The 14441-nt window shown below is 58.3% G+C and carries 10 protein-coding genes and 1 pseudogene; 4 read left to right on the top strand and 7 right to left on the bottom strand.

All coding sequences use genetic code 11. From position 1 onward, the window contains the following. Positions 1-44: 44 nt before the first annotated feature. The 7 genes from FHX09_RS28085 to FHX09_RS28055 all read right to left on the bottom strand — a co-directional run bounded on the left by FHX09_RS28085 (position 45) and on the right by FHX09_RS28055 (position 8360). On the bottom strand, positions 45-857 hold the full coding sequence (locus FHX09_RS28085; RefSeq protein ID WP_132594886.1) for a hypothetical protein: 813 nt from the start codon (positions 855-857) through the stop codon (positions 45-47). Positions 858-1000: 143 nt separating this feature from the next. Next, a complete protein-coding gene (locus FHX09_RS28080; RefSeq protein WP_132594884.1) occupies positions 1001-1759 on the bottom strand; it encodes a hypothetical protein in 759 nt (252 codons plus the stop codon). A gap of 1 nt (position 1760) precedes the next feature. Beyond that, on the bottom strand, positions 1761-3065 hold the full coding sequence (locus FHX09_RS28075) for an HlyD family type I secretion periplasmic adaptor subunit (protein ID WP_281040995.1): 1305 nt from the start codon (positions 3063-3065) through the stop codon (positions 1761-1763). A 17-nt stretch (positions 3066-3082) separates the two neighbouring features. After that, positions 3083-4831 (bottom strand): type I secretion system permease/ATPase, encoded by a 1749-nt coding sequence (locus FHX09_RS28070; protein WP_132594880.1) that lies wholly within the window; start codon positions 4829-4831, stop codon positions 3083-3085. 678 nt (positions 4832-5509) lie between these two features. Continuing rightward, positions 5510-5839, bottom strand: a complete 330-nt coding sequence (locus tag FHX09_RS28065; protein WP_132594878.1) for a hypothetical protein — start codon at positions 5837-5839, stop codon at positions 5510-5512. Positions 5840-5859: 20 nt separating this feature from the next. Next, positions 5860-7701 (bottom strand): AAA family ATPase, encoded by a 1842-nt coding sequence (locus tag FHX09_RS28060; protein WP_165933216.1) that lies wholly within the window; start codon positions 7699-7701, stop codon positions 5860-5862. Positions 7702-7733: 32 nt separating this feature from the next. After that, positions 7734-8360 (bottom strand): hypothetical protein, encoded by a 627-nt coding sequence (locus FHX09_RS28055; RefSeq protein WP_245505589.1) that lies wholly within the window; start codon positions 8358-8360, stop codon positions 7734-7736. Between the two features lie 729 nt (positions 8361-9089). On the opposite strand from FHX09_RS28055, the gene FHX09_RS28050 reads away from it, so the two are divergent. The 4 genes and pseudogenes from FHX09_RS28050 (at position 9090) to dcm (ending at position 14099) form a co-directional block, all read left to right on the top strand. Continuing rightward, positions 9090-9626, top strand: a complete 537-nt coding sequence (locus tag FHX09_RS28050; RefSeq protein WP_132594874.1) for a transcriptional regulator — start codon at positions 9090-9092, stop codon at positions 9624-9626. Between the two features lie 409 nt (positions 9627-10035). Further along, a pseudogene (locus FHX09_RS28045) lies at positions 10036-11621 on the top strand (phosphoribosyltransferase family protein); the annotation flags it as partial. A gap of 315 nt (positions 11622-11936) precedes the next feature. Beyond that, on the top strand, positions 11937-12827 hold the full coding sequence (locus tag FHX09_RS28040; RefSeq protein WP_132594872.1) for a hypothetical protein: 891 nt from the start codon (positions 11937-11939) through the stop codon (positions 12825-12827). 21 nt (positions 12828-12848) lie between these two features. Beyond that, a complete protein-coding gene (gene dcm, locus FHX09_RS28035) occupies positions 12849-14099 on the top strand; it encodes a DNA (cytosine-5-)-methyltransferase (protein WP_281040994.1) in 1251 nt (416 codons plus the stop codon). Positions 14100-14441 lie beyond the last annotated feature (342 nt).

Raw genomic sequence — 14441 nt, 5'->3', positions numbered from 1 at the left:
TGGATGTTCTCAGTCGACCAAGCGCGCGAAAAAATGGCTAAGTCTTATCCAACACCTGTGCTCAACGAGTCATAATCTCTGAGACAGCACACTAGGTAGACATCATTGCCCTCGCCTCCAACGAGAATGTCCTTCTCGCCATCATTCCACTCACTGTGCGACGACGTCTCGAGCGATGCGAAGGTGATCGTGGCAGGATCGAACCCCTCGCTAATGGTTGCGCCGACTAGAACGTCGTCGCCTGCACCTCCGTAGAGCCTATCCGCATCGCCGCCGCCCGTCAGCGTGTCCTGGCCGTCGAAGCCCATTACGACGTCCGCGTAGTGCGTCCCATTTTTCGTGTCGTCGCCTTCGTTGCCACCGATCGCCAATCCGCCAGAACTGATAGACACAGAGTAGTCACCGAACTCGTTGGATGAAGAGGCCAATCCCAATGCTCCGGCACCGGCAAGCTTTCCCAGATATGCGATCACATTCGGATCTTGGGTAGCCAAGCCATCGGCAAGTGCGAAGGCGATCGCGGCTGCGGAACCAGGCGAACCGGAGCTTATGAGCGTATTCCAAAGCGCCTGCTTTTCTTCGGCGGTGCTCAGGTATTCTAGTGGGAAGTTAGCCGTCCAAGCACTCGCACTCAGACCGGCTGAAGCAAATACCTGCTGATGGTAAGACTGAATTTCAGCATAGCCGAGTTCAGCGCCGCCGGCATTTTCGCGGGCGGCAAAGTCGGCATTCATAAGTTGCAGGCTGATTGCAGCTAAGTCGTTGCTGTTTAGCGGGTTTCCTTCGATGTCCGCTTGGGTGGTAATGAAATAGTTTGCAGTCGCGCCACCGCCTCGATCATTGTTAACGACTGCCAACGCAAGCTTCCATAGATATCGCCAAAATCAGCGAGGAGCGTGTAGTACGCGATGCGATCACCCGCATTCTTGGCCAACGCGAGCTCGGCAAGTTGTTCACCCGAAAGTTTAATGCCCATATCTTTATCCCATGTGCTGAGTAGTTAATTGGTCATGCAATTCAACAGGCTTTGGATATTCCCTTTCATCAGCTTCCAATTTTTAAGCTGATCTAGTGGATAGCCAATTTTCACGTCGTAGCCGCCTAGGCGTGTGATTTGCTCGCAGTGCGGATAGCGGCGAGGTTGTGGTACGGTGCAGGAAATCACGTCCGTGATGGACGAGCCCTCGCGGCCAAAGAACAGGGTCTGCTTCTGCCAGTCCGGTTGCCAGCGCACCGGCAACTGGACCTGAAAAAGACCTTCCGACACAGCTTGTTCCGCAAAAGAGGGCTCACCAGATGCAGCCTTTCTTCCCGACAAGATGTTGGCGGTCACCCTCGCAAGGTCATTTATTTCAATTAAATTGGTGACCAGGAAGCTGACCCATTCCTCCCTTCCCGCGACGATTTTCCCTTGCATCTCCCGACGCGGATATGGCTCAAGCGTATCCCGATGAAAGTTGAAGTTGGCGGCTCCGTCGCCGTCCTTCGAGAAGGCGTCTGCGGTCTCCGGGAACAGGAGATAGTCGGCCGGAATACGTACCTTCACCTTTGTGCCTCCATGCTGGGCAAGGTAGCCCTCAGCAATCGTTCCGGAGAAATCGAATCCGCCGCAGATTCTCGCCGGACGATCGTCGTCGTGGGGTTTTTCGTCGCTAGCAGAGTTCATACCTTGCGAACTCGAGCCTCCAGCAATCACTGCAACGGCAACCGCGAACACGCCCAGGAGCGCAATCGCACTGAATTTGAGAGCGAAACTCATGTCATTCTTCTCGAAATACGCGTTGCATGTGGTCACGGATGGGCTTCGTAAAGTACGAAACAACGTTGCGATCCGCGGTCCGGATGAAGGACTCCACGGGCATTCCCGGCACCAAACGAACTCCAAGATGAGTTAGTTCGATCATGGCTTCCTCGGACATCGCAATGCCGACTCGATAGAAACTTGCGCCGGTTGTCTTGTCGGCCTCCAGATCCGCCGATACCCGAACAACCCGGCCTGTGAACTCCGGCGTCGTGTTTCGATTGAAGGCTGTTAGACGCAGTGTCGTGGACTGGCCAATTGCGACCTGATCGATATCGGCTGGCGATATGCGTGCTTCGACTGTCAAAAGACTGCCTTTCGGCACTATCTCCATCAGCGTTTCCGCCGGGGCGACAACTCCACCGACGGTATGAATAGAAAGGAGATGCACAATGCCGCCGATGGGTGCCTTGATCTCGGCATGTTTGACTGTGTCCTGAGCCGCGATTTGCTCTTCTGATAGTTGCCCCAGCTCATTTTCGACGTCGCGCAATTCGGTTGCGACTTCTGCACGGAGTTCCTGATCAATTTGCAGGCTTTGCAACTCCAATTCGGCAATACGACCTCGCGACGACGCCATTGAAGCGAAAAGTTGCCCACGCTCGCCCCGCAGCCGTGCTGCATTCCGTTCGAGCGCGTTGATCTGGCTCATGGTGATTCCCCCGACATCGAAAAGTCGGCGCATGCCCACGAGCTCCTTTTCGATCAGACCGATCTCTTTGATCTTCGCTTGCTCCTGTGCGTCTAACCCTTTGATCTGTTCGCGAAGTTGCTGTACCTGCTCGTGCAAGCGATCCTTCTGCCCTTCTCGGGAAGCACGTCGATCAGCAAACAGGCGACGCTCGCTCGCCATCGCCGCTTCCGCTTCATGAGCGTCCAGGCCAACCCTCAACTCTTCCGGCATTACCACGTTTGTCGAACTGTCCCGCTCCGCCCCGAGTCTTGCCTTGCGTGCCCGGTACTGCTGAATTTTCTTTTCGATGGATGTGAGGTTTGCTCTGGACGCAGTTTGGTCCATTCGGACAATTGTCTCGCCGGACTCGACCGCCTGGCCCTCACGCACGAGGATCGCTGTGACAATTCCGCCCTCCCGATGCTGAACTCTCTTGGCGCTACCATCTACGACTAGCACGCCTGACGCGATTACAGCACTTGACAGCTCCGTCGTTGCAGCCCAGCCGCCAACCCCGCCGAACAGAAGAAGCATGGCTGCGGCCCCAACGAGAAGGTTCCTGTTTAGAGAACGAGACAACCTGGCGCGCACGTTCGAACCGGCGACCGTCACTGGCGTTCTCCCTCTACGACAGTCAAAGCGGGCGAATTGGCATTTCGCACCGCTCGTTGCTGGTTCTCCTGGATCGATTTCAGGATCGCGTCTCGGGGGCCAAACGCCTTCCCGAGACCATTCTCCATCACGAGCAGTTTATCGATCTGCAGCAGGACGCTGTTTCGGTGAGAAACGACTATGACGATACCGCCACGACGCTTTACGCGCGTAATAGCCCCTGCCAGCGCCTTGTCGCCATCCACATCCAGGTTGGAGTTGGGTTCGTCGAGGACAACCAGAAAAGGATTTCCAAACAGTGCGCGGGCCAGCGCCACCCGCTGTCGCTGGCCCGCTGACAGATTTTGACCTGCTTCCCCGACCTGCGTTTCGTAGCCATCGATTAGACCGACGATCATGTCGTGCGCGCCAGCCTCCTTTGCGGCAGCGATAGTATCGGAATGGTCTGCCTGACGATCCAGCCTCGCGATATTCTCGGCGATCGTTCCGGGAAATAGATCAAGGCTCTGCGGCATGTAACCGATATGCCGGCCGCGCTCCGCTGCGGGCCACTGGTCCAAGGACGCGCCGTCCAGGGATACCTTGCCACGCACTTCCGGCCAAACACCGGTTATGGTTCGTACAAGTGAGGACTTGCCCGAAGCGCTCGGGCCAATGATGCCTACGGCGGTTCCCGCCTCCACCTGGAAGGTGACATTCTTCACGGTGATGCGTTCACGCATTCCGGGTGGCGCGACGAACAGGCTCTCCACAGAAAGGAGCTTCGACGGTGGCGGCAGTTGCGTTCGTGGTTGTTCTTCGGGGAATTGCTTGAAAGTTTCCTTTAAGCGCTGCCACGCTTGGTTTGCCGCGATCATGTTTCGCCAGTTGGCAATGACCTGCTCGATCGGCTGCAAGGCGCGAGCAAGAATAGTGGAAGCAGCAACGATCGACCCGCCGGTCAAATCTCCTTGGATCACCAGCCACGCACCCAGTGCCAGCGTTCCCGATTGCACCATCTGGCGCACCGTCTTCGACACCCCAGAGAACAATCCTGCGATGGCCGCGGAGTTTCGTTGTAATTCGGCGCTGCGTTCATGTGTCTCGGTGAGCCGCCCTTCAGCTCGCGCGAGGAAGCCCATTGCTGCAACTGCTTCCGCATTCCTATGAATTGCCTCGCCGAAGCGGTTGCGCGCCGAAACGATTTCGCCAATCTCGCGCACACGCGGTTTTGTCAGCACGTCGGCAGCAATGGTCAACGCGATGAGAAGCGTCATCGCAACAGCCGCTAGCAGGCCGATCCATGGGTGCAGAAAGAAGCAAATGACGAGATAGAGGGGCATCCACGGCAAATCAAATAGCGCGGCCGGGCCAGGGCCAGAAACGAAAGATCGCACCAAATCAACATCCTGCGCCGGCCTGAGTATATCGCCAGACGTACGCCCCCGCAGCGAAGCTCCTGCGATTACCGACGCAACCCTGCTGAAGATGCTGTTGTCAAAGATTCCAGCGATCCGGCTCAGTACGCGATTCCTTACCAGCTCAAGCAGACCGGAAAATGCGTAGAGACCAGCCGCCAGCATAAGCAATGCGACCAATGTCGGACCGCTGCGACTAGGAATCACTCGGTCATACACTTCCAGCATAAACAACGGGCCAGAGAGGGCGAGTAGATTGACTACCCCAGAAAATACGAAGACGCCCGCTAGTGGAAGAAAGAGTGGCGCGGATTCGCGCCCGTCGGAAAGTGACCTGAATAACGCCATAGCCCCCGCGCCGACGACAGATTCTGATATGGCTTAGCGATAGCTACAAGAAAGCGATTTCGCAACCTATGCAGAAGCAAAATTTCCATAGTTCAATTTATCATGGCATCTTTCTTGCGGGAGCGTGGATTTTTCAGCTCCGAGCTCATTAAGCTTTTCGAGGGCGCTACTCTTGCCGGTGATCCGCTGATTGTTGTCGCCGACCGGGAAGATCCTATCGCAACTTGATTATTCGTATCTCGTCGAGGAGTATGGCGCACTCCATAACCCTCCTCCCTCGCCGCCCTCTTGTATACTGGGGTGAAGCTCCATTACGACCTCGACGAGATCATCGAGCCTAACGGTGGCGACTGGACGGTATCGCTCATCGAAAGCATACGTGGCGTCACGATCCGAACGACCCTCTAAGTTCGAAGGGTTCATCGTCTGTCGCACAGCAACACCATAAGATCGGGGCATTGGCCAATTCCGCCTCGGATGGACTCTCTGTCATTCCCACAAATCCGCTGTGCCATCTGGTGTTCGCCAAGGCTCTGTTGCCAGCGCAATAGTGCTACGAATACCGCATCGTAAGAAACCGGCAAGTACTTCCTAACCCCGGAAAACTCACCACCGGATTGGTCCTCGAAGATGTCGCGATTAGCATTCTGGCGGGCGAACGATCTCGCACCACACCATCTACTTGGTCGCTTTCGTCTGCGCACCGATCCGGCTTTCGGAGGAGATTTTCCGCCGCGCTCGTCTCGTCACCCCGGCCCCTTCCATCACCTCTCTCAAGGTCGGCAAGGGTTCCACGATGACATCCACGAGATCCTCGAGCGCAATCAGGCAAACAAATCCGACTTCGGTCTCGACGATTGCGGGCCGGCCCTCTGAAGCCGCTTTGGTCAAAATGAAGAGGCGGCGCCGCGCCTCCCGCAATCTGAGCGGCATTCCTCCGGCTTCAAGGATCGCGGCCGTCACCAATGGTCGCGCCTCCGCCAACGGTTTCTCCTTCAGAGTTCGCACGATCATTTTCCACGGAGGTCTCATGCTGCAAGTTCCTCCGTTTCAGTTAGAATTTTCGCCACTTCAGCGCCCTCGACATGACCTCGCTTGTCTAAGGTGTCTGCGAGCAACTCGATCGCCGCGCGACGCCGCCTGACGATCTCGCGGCTTCGCTCCATCTCACGGACTAGGACCCGCTCGACCCTAGCGGCGATCTCCGGATTGCTCCGGCGGAGCCGATCTCTGAGTACAGGGGTGCTGGCCTCGAAATACGATAGCCCCTCGCCCATACCGAGCGAGACCTCCAACTCTGTGGCGATGTCGGTCGCCCTCTGCAGGTCCGATCCGTCGGTTCCCGCGGCACCTGCGAAAGCAGTCCCCAGCAATTCCTCCTCTGCTGCCCTCCCGGCAAGGAAGAATGCGATGCGATCAAGATGGTGCTGCCGATTTGGATCATTGTCTTCTTTGACAACCAGACGCGCGAAGCCAAAGGGCTGTGGGTCCCGAGCTTCTTGCGAGACAACGACAGCTTCCAGAGTGCCAAGCTCAAGATGGACAGCGACGACCGCATGGGCGGCCTCGTGGATTCCAACCATCCTCCGTCGAGCACCCTCCAGCTTCGTTGCGGGCGGAAGGGCGCGCATAACCATCTCGACGCTGACATCGGATTTGGCCCGCCGCGCCTCGCGCCTAGCTTGACGCCCGGCCTGCTCGAATGCCGCTCCGGTGAAACCCGCGGTGGCTGCTGCGATCCTGTTCACGTCCTCCGTCGAGAGATGATGGCCGAAATAGGTGTGCGCGAGATGTTTTCGTTCGGCGAGATCGGGCAACGCGATCGTCAGGTGTCGATCAAGTCGTCCGGGCCTCAACAGGGCCGGATCGATCGCGTCCGGGTGGTTGGTCGCACCGATGACAACCACGCCCTCCAGCTTGCTGTGACCGTCCATCAGTTCCAACAACAGGTTGATACACTGTGTCCAGTAGAGTTTGTGTTCGCTGTTCCCAAGGTGAGCGCGGTCTCCGATCGCGTCGATTTCGTCAAGGAACAAGATCGAAGGCTTGTTGGAAATGGCCTCCTCGAAGCTCCTGCGCATGGCTGTCAGCGTGTCGTTTAGGTATCCTGCGGATTGCCAGCGGGCTGCTGAAGTCGCCACCAGATGGACGTCGCACGATCTGGCGAGCGCACCGGCGAACATGGTCTTTCCAGTGCCCGGTGGCCCGCTCAGCAGGAGACCGCGGTCGATGTCACTCCATGACAGCCCCCCCTGCTTCCACTCGCGGATGTCCTCGGCTAGCGAAAGCCCCCAGATCTTGGCATCCCCATATCCAACGAGGTTCTCCAAGCTTGGTTCATCCGATGCCGGCAACGACACCTGCTGCATGCTCGCTAACCGCTCCAGAGCGTCCTTGGCCGGCCTTCCCCGCCTGAGTGCAGCAAACACAGAGGCAAGAGGGTACTCGAGCAGCTTCTTGGCGTCGGCGAGTTCGAGAACCTGGCCTGACAAGGATCTCGCGGCCGCTGCAAGATGAAAGGGTCTGACGGGGTCGACATCGACGACGCGATCGGCCGCAAGCTTGAATTCGTTCGGCAAATCCTGGCCCGGCGGCCAGACGATCAGGAATGACCCCGCGTCGTTCATGGCATCGAGGACGACATCGAGGTGGAGCTTGCCTCTACGGTCGATTTTGGGCCAAACCGCATTGAAGTTTGACAGCTCCGGGGTCTCCTGGACGAGATCGAGCGCGGCAATCTCGTATTCGGCACAATTCGCGCCGACTGGAAGACGGAGCGCGATCACACACTGGCGGTAACCGAGCTTCCTAAAGCCGCCGCCAAGACGAACGGCGTTCTTGAGAGCGAAGCGATACGCGAGACGCTCCATTGTAAGCGGCTTCCGAGTTGTCCTACGGTAGGTCATTTGCCGCCTCCCAGCGCAAAACGGCGAAGCATTGTCTCAGGCCCAAGCATGCGCTCGTCGAGATCCGCAGAGATCATACGGTTGAGTAGCATCCAGGAGATGCCGGTCATGGGCTGCACCTCTCGAAATAGATGCATGCATTGCCCGATCGCTAGAGAGCCCGCCTCCTCCAACGCGGCAAGCAGGCGCATCCTGTCGTTCAATGGCGTCCGATAGTTCGTGTAACGCAACATGTCCTTTGCATTGGCGAGCCGGCATCCGACTTCAGTTTCCTCGCGGGAGACGAAGCGGTGGTGGACATGGCTGCAAGCAGCGCCTTCGGAAACTGAAGCCGAGCCCACTTCACCGCAGGCGTCGAGGAAGACGCGCCTGCCGTCGTCATAGTCGACCACGAACTCCGGAACGTGAACGCCGTCCGAGGTCGGAAACTCCGTCGGAAGGCAAAGCCACGCGACGACGTGGTCGTCGACGTCTAAAAGGCAGCCGAGATCACGAGCCAACTGGCTCCGGAACATGACGTCGCCGGAGCACCTCACAGTTCCTAGCGGATAGAATTTCTGGGAGAGAGCATGCTTGTACGCAGCATAGAGCGCCTGCGGCATTTCAAAATGCGGATGGCTCATGACGATACCCGAAATAGCAATGGATCCTTGCCGCGGCGAAACGGCGCTAAGGACTCAACATATTCGGCTTATTCGTAGGAGCTTGTTCATAATGGTGAACAAAATACGAACAAAAATCGCGGCGTCAATAAGAATCTCGACGCCCAACGCCAAGCGCCCGCGAGGAACTGGGGATGATCGACTCGGACGGCCGACCGGGTACATCTCGATCCGAGCGGCCTCACAGTGCTCAATTCGCTTCGACGGCGGCGGCAGACGCTGCCTTCTTCTTCAGTTTGCGCAGTACCGGGCTCTGACCGGAAGCCAGTCGGGATCGCCATGGTATACCCCAGGCAAGGCGCGCTTGTTTTCCGCATGCTGGAGCAGCGCCTCTGCCAGACGTCGATGCTCATATTGCCGTTTCGGCCACATCGGGCTTGTCTCCTTCAGTCGTAGCCATGGCAAAGCCGCGCTCGCGCAAGCTACACAAGAAGCGATGGTTCTTAGGGAGCGAGCTGAGCGTAGCAAAAGCCACGACGGTGAGTTCGAAGCCGGCGACGTCATCGCCAAGATTATCGCACGAAGGTCTCGTGCATGTCGGCCACCGATGTCACTGGCCCGGAACGTTGACGCGTTGGAGCTTGGCTGGCCATCGAGAGCTCAAAGAGATCGGGATCCGATCGTGATCTTCCCCTCGGTGGGTTTCGATCGGACGTTGCGACCAACTCGGTCCCGCCCTACCTACTGGCCATGATCGTATTCCTCGACTTCGAAGCCTCCTCCCTTGGCAAGCACAGCTACCCCATCGAAATCGCCTGGGTCTTCGAGGACGGCCGCTCGCAGTCGTTCCTGATCAAGCCAAAGCCCGGATGGACCGACTGGTCTGCAGATGCGGAAAAGGTTCACGGAATCTCGCGCGATCGCCTGCAAGAGGAAGGAAGCGACGTCGAACCCGTCGTCAGAGAACTCATGGCGGAGCTCTCAGGAAACGAGCTTTATGCGAGTTCGCCTTCGTGGGACGGGAAGTGGCTCAGCGCGCTACTTCGTGGCGGAGGAATGCCACGTCACGCATTGCGACTGCGGAAATCCGACGATCTCTTTACCGAGGTGGCGTTAGCTATCCTCAATACGGGTGGCACTCCAGTCGACGTTCCGGCTTTGGTGGCCGATGTCATCGCACGGTCGGAGCCTGCAAACCCGACTCATCGCGCCCTTCCTGATGCACTCCTCGAGCTTAAACGGCTCTGTCTTGTCCGGGATACAGCGAGGAAGATTGCGGCCTCCTGACAGATACGGTACTCGGTTGACAGGACGGTGGGAACAATTCGGAACCGTAGATCAATCCGCGTATGCAGACTGTAACGGCATGTCCAAAGTCGATTCTACTCGCCTGGGACTCTAGCGAAGAGGCTGTGCTAGCCACCCGGCAGTCGATGGAGTTTCTAACGGGCTGCGCTTCTGTACAGGTCACATTGGTCGATCCTGTTGCACGGAGCTGGGAAAATGGCGAAGAGCCCGGATCTGACATGGCGACGTTCCTTACCCGCCATGGCGTGAAGGTTGAGGTTGACCGCATCGCAAGCGGCGGCCGTCTCTCAATCCAAAACCCGTCGCCGATAAGCCGAACGAACCTCGATCTTAGAAGTGGTTTGATTTCGCTCAATGCAGCAAATTAGCGATCACGTATATTTATTTAATGAATCAACAACACTTTCAGTTCCTGGACAGAGTAGATGCTGGTCGTCAGCTTGCAACCAAGCTCGTCAAGCTGAAGCTCGATCGTCCAGTTGTCTATGCCTTGCCACGCGGTGGGGTGCCGGTGGCGCTAGAAATCGTGCGCGCCTTGAATGCTCCGCTCGATTTGATCCTTGTCCGTAAGATTGGCGCTCCAGGCGCGCCTGAAGTCGCGCTGGGCGCCGTTGTGGATGGTGAAAGCCCCGAGACGGTCATCAACCAGAATGTGCGGCTGGCGAGTGGTGCTGACGATGCCTACCTTGAACGCGCCCGACAGTGCGAACTTGTCGAACTTGAGCGCCGCCGCGCGCTGTACCTCGGCAACCGCGCGCGAGTAGACCCCAAGGGTCGCACCGTAATCATTGTCGATGATGGACTTGCCACAGGGGCGACGGCGAAAGCGGCGCTTATTGCTATGAGAGGCCAAGGTGCCGCAAAGATCGTTCTCGCCATTCCAGTCGCGCCGGAAGAAACACTCGCCGAGATGCGTCAATATGCCGACGTGATCGTATGCCTTCATCCCGCCAAAGATTTCTGGGGCGTTGGCTCCTTTTACGAGGATTTCCGTCAGCTCACCGATGAAGAGACGATTGGACTTCTGAGGCAGGGATGGACCGAATCCGAGAAAGCCGAGCCGAGCCCCAGCAAACGGCAGATTGCTGTCCCGCCACTCGGTCTGGTTGGCGATTTGAGCGTTCCGCCGGACCCGCGCGGCATTATCCTGTTCGCTCATGGCAGCGGGTCGAGCCGGCTCAGTCCACGGAACATTGCTGTCGCCGACAGCTTGAATGACGCGGGCTTCGCAACCCTTCTCTTGGATCTGCTGACGGCGGATGAGGCGGGAGACCGACGCAACGTCTTTGATATCCCGCTTCTCGCGGAGCGCTTGCTCGAGGCTGCGATCTGGATCGGTGCTGAGCCGGACATCGCTGATTTGCCGTTAGGCCTATTCGGAGCAAGCACCGGAGCAGGAGCAGCAATGCTAGCATCAGCGGAGCTTCGGGAGCGGGTATCGGCGGTAGTTTCGCGTGGCGGTCGTCCAGATCTGGCAGGGCGACGGCTGACCGAGGTCGAAACGCCAACGCTATTCATCGTCGGTGGCCATGACGAGCAGGTGCTTGCTCTAAACCGCGAAGCCCTTGCCGCCCTGACATGCGAGAAACTGTTGAGGGTGGTCCCCGGCGCCACCCATCTGTTCGAGGAGCCTGGCGCGCTGGAGGCGGCGACCGAGATGGCAACTGCTTGGTTCCAGCACTACCTCGCCCCGAAAGCCCCCATCCATGGATCCGCAGCCACAGCAACGCAGCCAGTATCGCAGGCATCGATAGCGGAAGTACTACGGTCCGCCGCCGAGCGTTTGCCCGCGCTGGACGATCCGGCCTTGCCGACGCCTTCGACCGGTTCGGCCACGCTCGTGTAGTGTTGCTCGGTGAAGCGTCCCATGGAACCTCGGAGTTTTACCGGGCGCGCGCTGCCATCACGCGCCGGCTGATCGAGAAACACGGCTTCACGATTGTCGCAGTCGAAGCCGACTGGCCGGACGCCGCAGGCTCTGCAGAAGGCGAGCGCCGCCTCGATCCTCTGCCTTCTGAGAGGCATGAGCCTGTAGTTTCGGCCCGAAGATTGTGAAATGAAAGCGGCATCCAACAAAAAAGACATCGCAGCGCTGAAGCGATGCTGCAGTTGAGAGTCGGGGCCGCTTAGGATCCGGCCCTCGTCATCGATTGAAACGCATTCTCCGGATGGCGTGTTTGAGGCTGCGAGGTCCGGTGCATTCGGCGATCGCAAGCATTTTACCGATAGGCTTATCGAGACCGAAAGATCCGCCCGCTATGAGATGTCTCGAAACGGAGCAGTCTCATAATGGAATTGAACCCGAAGGCGAAGGCGCTCGCCGCGGCGCGGAAGCGGATCACGGAACTTCAACAGCAGATGACCGACAAGGCGCTGAAGATGGCTGCGGAAGTCGAAAAGCTCCTGGAGGTCGCAACTGTTCGCGAAGCGAAAGGCTTTCTCAAGGTTCACTGCGGCCTATCGTCAAGCGATCTCGGCACTTACGTCAAGTTTTCGAAGACCCTCAAAGGCGCCGAAGACGTCCTAGCAAGGAGCCGTATCCCGTTCTCCGTGATGAAAGCGCTCGCGTCGGCCGACAGCGACACTCGGACGGAGGCGCTTACCACAATTGCTGGAGGCGCCCATCTCGACACGAGCGAAATTGCAGCGATCCGGCGAAGAAATCGAACCGACAAGATGTCCAGAGCCCAGGCCGCCGAAAAGGACCGCGCCGCGGTCATCGCAGCGGAACTGCGTCGCCGCGCGGCCTCTTCTTCTACTGCCTTGGACCAAGAAACCGATGCGTTCCTCGATACTGTTCGGGCCTTCGAGAGTCGGTTCAGATACTTCATCCAGAGCTTCGCCGATGCCAAGAAAGAGGAGCCGGAAACGGCCGAGGAATTTATGGCCGACTTCGAGCGGATTCGATCTGCGGGCGAACATCTACTCGAAACATTCGTCGAGGTGTTCGGGCCAAGACACGACCTTGCGGAAGATCTGAAGTTATCGAGAGCGCGATATGCGCTTCAAAGATTCGCGGAAGGTCGTTTTGCTCACGACGGCGGCTGGACTTTCGAGGAAGGCATTCCTGATCCTAGAAACCTCGACATCATCGGGGCGCTCCTGATCTTGACCAGCAGGCCTCGGAATTCGCTATGGTTACGCACTCCGAAGTCACCCCGCCCAACGGACCTCACGTAGCCTCCGCGCCGCCTTCGTTCTTTGGAGCTTTGCGCCGGCCTCGGAGGCATGTCGCTTGGACTGGAGGCAGCGGGCTTCGATCCTGTCGCGCTCATCGAGTTGAATAGCGACGCCGCGGCGAGCCTGCGTGCCAACCGTCGCGACTGGAACGTGATCAAACAGGACATGAAGCAGGTCGACTATGCGCCCCATCGCGATCGGATTCACCTTTTGGCCGGCGGTCTGCCCTGCCAGCCGTACTCACGGGCTGGAAAGGCGCTAGGCAAGGATGACGAGCGCGATCTCTTCCCGGCCGCGACGGAAATTGTGAACGCCGTCCGGCCGAAAGCATTCATGTTCGAAAACGTCGACGGTTTCAACGACGCCAAGCATGCCGATCACCGCGCCGAGGTCTTCGCCCGGTTCGCCGAAGCTGGATACGCGGTCAGGACGATATCGGTGAATGCCAAGGACTACGGGATCGCGCAAGAGAGGCCCCGCATCTTCGTCATTGGCATGAGTCCGGAGAACATGGCTAGGTTCCGCCCACCACCGACTTTCGAAGAATGGCGAGCAACCGTTGGCCACGCTCTCGAAGACATGATGGGCGCAGGCGGATGGTCGGGTGCTTCGCGATGGGCCGAACGGCGTCGGACCCAGGTGATCGTCCGCGACAACAAGGAGGAGATCGGCGGCCTAGCTTCGACTCTTCTGGGCGAGAAGCGGCGCGGGCGGGAGAAGGAAATCGGCCGGTGGGGTCTCCGCGAGATCATCATCGGCGGGACTTGGGACGCACCTCCCACCGACGCGATGGCCGCCGCTGCCGGAGATGACTTCATGCCTGGCCTCACGATGCCGATGAAAGCACGCCTTATGGGATTGCCTGACGGGTACGTCGTCATCGGAAACAAGGAGTCGCAGTCTCAGCAGATCGGCAATGCCGTCGTTCCCCGCGTCGCGCAGGCGGTTGGCCTAGCCATATATTCGGCCCTGCTTGGTGTCGACTTCGACTGGGAGGTTGTCCTGAGGCATCCGCGGCTCCCGTACGAGAGGGAAACCGTCGATCGGATAGAGATTGATGCGCCTAGTCTGGCGTACGATGGGAGGTGCCTAGAGCGTCATGCGCCATTCCGGCTTCGCTTCTCCGATGTTAGAAAAAGCACTATCGATCAGGCTCTTCGACGCACTTCTTCACGTCTTCTATTAGAGACGGCGCATCGGACCGAGAACCCTTGGTCCGTGCGCCGCCCCCGAGACCAGCGGGTTGGAGGTGCCGCAGGAATATGTCCGTAGGTGACAGGACGTGTTCATCAATCGCAGAGCACCGTATGACCGTACGTAGGGGGCGGCACGATCAGTCAGCAATTGCTTTCGGGAGTGATCATCTCTTCGATAAACCGCCGCTCTCCAGATTTGCTTGCTTGAGAGATTCCGCGCTCAACAATTGCAGCTTGTCTAGGGGGCATTTCTTCCAGAAGATCTCTGATCCGTTCGCGTGCAACCTGGACCTCATCGTACTTAAGCGCGCGTTTTGAAGCGATTTTCGCCAATGCGCCGGTCTGCAAGCGCCTACGGGACTGCATTCACCCGCATCGTTGGATTGCCACCATCGAAATATGCTGAGCATGCAGCGAC

It is taken from the genome of Rhizobium sp. BK538, assembly GCF_014197575.1.
Classification (GTDB): domain Bacteria; phylum Pseudomonadota; class Alphaproteobacteria; order Rhizobiales; family Rhizobiaceae; genus Rhizobium.
Note: the sequence above shows the minus strand (reverse complement) of the source record. Positions and strands in the feature narration are given on the sequence as shown.